The sequence below is a fragment of the Bradyrhizobium oropedii genome (assembly GCF_020889685.1).
GTDB classification, from domain to species: domain Bacteria; phylum Pseudomonadota; class Alphaproteobacteria; order Rhizobiales; family Xanthobacteraceae; genus Bradyrhizobium; species Bradyrhizobium oropedii.
Genome location: NZ_JACMYO010000371.1, coordinates 1 through 2585 on the forward strand (window position 1 = coordinate 1; position 2585 = coordinate 2585).

A 2585-nucleotide genomic window follows, 5' to 3' on the forward strand; every position below is an offset into this window, starting at 1 on the left:
AAAGCAGGGACGACGCCTGGAGGGAGCGTGCCTCTCGGACGACGGTTGCGGACGTGGCGGGTCGTTGCGAAGGCACTGCGCCTGACCTACACATATCGCGCGGATGCGGTCCTTGTTCACGGAGAACCTTGATGTGCCAGCTCTGCGAGATCACACCTTCCAGCCGACCCTCCCGGCGCTTCTTTCTCGCTGCCGCGGCGTGCACCGCGGCCAGCCTCGCCCTTGCGCCGGCTGTGACGGCCAAGGAGGCCAAGCGGCCGCCGAAGCCGCAGAACGTGTTGCCGCCTGATGCGGCGCTCGACCGGCTGGTGAAGGGCAATCTCCGCTATGTCGACGGCGTGTCGCGGCGGCATGATTTCAAGCACGAGCGCGAGGCCCTGGCCGGCGGACAAAACCCGTTCGCAGGCATCCTGAGTTGTGCGGACTCCCGCATCGCACCGGAATACGCCTTCGACACCGGCCGTGGCGATCTGTTCGTCTGCCGCGTCGCCGGCAATTTCGCCAGCGACGAGACTATCGCAAGCCTGGAATATGCGCAGTCCGTGCTCGGCGTGCCGCTTTTCATGGTGCTCGGCCATGACAGCTGCGGGGCGGTCGACGCGGCGATCAAGTCGCTGAAGGACAACACCACCCTGCCCGGTCATCTGCCCTCGCTGGTCAATGCGATCGCGCCCGCGGTGAAGGCGACCGCGGGCAGCTCGGGCGACCGGCTCGCCAACGCGATCCGGCAGAACGTCATCGACAACGTCGCCAAGCTCAAAGCGGCGACGCCGATCCTCAGCGCCGCGGTCGATCAGGGCAAGCTCAGGATCGTCGGTGCGGTCTATCGGCTGGTCGACGGCAAGGTCGAGCTCGTCGCGGACGGCAAGCGGCCGGCGATTTGAACCTCGGCGCAGCTTGCAGCCACTGAAACCATGTGAGCGACATGGAGAACACGGATGTGGCGCCGGCGCACCGGGATTGCTGGAGTGCTGCTCCTGCTGGCGGCTTCGTTGACGACGCACGCCGGCGCCGAGCCCTGCAACACCGCGGCGAAGCGGATCGAAATGACGGCGTCGCTCCGCCACGCCGCGGAGGACCGGCCGGTCAACGTCACCTTCGCAACCCGGGCCGATGGCGTGAAACTTCCCGCCGCCTTGATCGAGAAATACCCCGAGGAGATCACGGTCATCCTGCAACACGAATTCGATCGCCTGGTGGTGACGGATGACGGCTTCGAGGTCGGCCTCTGGTTCAAGCGCAAATATGCGCGGCTGACCGTGCCGTTCGACGCGGTCAGGAGCCTTTGGGATGACGCGGTTCAGATGTGCGCGAGCGGTCGACCGGGCGAACAGTGACCATCGCAGAGGGCATGAACGATCAGGTGAACGTCACTCCGCACATTCAGTGTCGTCCCTGCGTTCGCATTGCGAAAGCAGGGACCCATACGCCGCGGCGGATGTTGTTAGCGGCGCTCGTGGTTCCGCCGGCGCACAACAATCAAAATTCGTGATTATGGGTCCCTGCTTTCGCAGGGACGACAGCTTTATGTGGAGGCAGGCTCGTCAACCTATCGTCATCCCTCAGGTGAACGTCGCTTCCACCTTGCCGAGACCGTCGAGCTCCATCACGACGGCATCGCCGGCCTTCAGCCAGACCGTCTTGACCAGGCTGCCGGTCATCACGATCTGGCCGGCATGCAGGCCGCGGCCCTCGGCGGCGAGATGATTGGCGAGCCAGGCGAGCGCGTTGTGGGGATGACCCAGCACATCGGCGCCGGTGCCGCGCCCCTCCTCCTTGCCGTTGACGATCGCGCGTCCGGTGACCTTGCGCAGATCGGGCACGGTGATGCGCGGCACGGCCTCACCGAGCACGCAGCCGGCGGCGAAGAAGTCGTCGGCAATCAGCGTCGGCGCGCCGAGCGTCTCCCATTTGACGTAGCGGTCATCGACGATCTCGATCGCGGGATGATAGGCCTCGATCGCTTCCGCGACCCATTCGGCGGTGAACGGCGCTTCGCTCGGCGCGAGACTGCGCGCCAGCCTCACCGCGATCTCGCATTCGACGCCGACATGGACGAAGTCGGCCGCCGGCAGCTGCACGCCGCTGTCATGCACGACCTTCTCGAACACGCCGCCGCCGCAGGGGTGCGGGATGTTGATATATTCCTGCATCACCGCGCTGGTGCAGCCGATCTTGTAGCCGACGAGGCTGCCGACCTGCGGCTGCATCAGATCGTGCAGCGCGTACTGCACGCGATAGCCTTCGGCCTCGTCAAGCGGCACCACGTCTTTCGGAAGCGCCTTGAGCGGCGCGCGGTTGCGGCGCGCGGCGGCGATCGCCTTTGCGGCCGCGAGGACCCGATCCATCTGCGCAGCCTCCCTGATGTTCTCGGCGGCGCGGTGGCGCCGACGTCTGCTAGCGGCAATTCAGCACTCGGCGACGCGTCTGGCAAGCACGCAGGACGGGCGCAGCCGTCAGGCCTTGACCAAGCCCAGCCTGATCAGGCTCTCCGCGGTCGCAACGATCATCTCCTCATTGCCGCGCGGCCGCCAGCCGAGCAGGTTTTGCGCCTTGGCGCTGGTCGAGCGGCGCACCTTGCCGAG

General features: G+C 66.3%; 3 protein-coding genes and 1 pseudogene. 2 read left to right on the forward strand and 2 right to left on the reverse strand.

Annotation, left to right across the window (positions count from 1 at the left end; genetic code table 11):
• Nucleotides 1-131: 131 nt before the first annotated feature.
• A complete protein-coding gene (locus H8A95_RS42470) occupies nt 132-884 on the forward strand; it encodes a carbonic anhydrase (protein ID WP_229188377.1) in 753 nt (250 codons plus the stop codon).
• 54 nt (nt 885-938) lie between these two features.
• Nucleotides 939-1337, forward strand: coding sequence for a ClpXP protease specificity-enhancing factor SspB (locus H8A95_RS42475; RefSeq protein WP_229188378.1), 399 nt, complete (start codon nt 939-941; stop codon nt 1335-1337).
• Between the two features lie 225 nt (nt 1338-1562).
• Here the strand turns inward: H8A95_RS42475 and H8A95_RS42480 are convergent, their stop codons facing one another.
• Entirely contained in the window at nt 1563-2348 is a 786-nt protein-coding gene (locus H8A95_RS42480; RefSeq protein WP_229188379.1) for a 2-keto-4-pentenoate hydratase, read from the reverse strand.
• Between the two features lie 108 nt (nt 2349-2456).
• Nucleotides 2457-2585, reverse strand: a pseudogene (locus H8A95_RS42485) (aldehyde reductase); the annotation flags it as partial.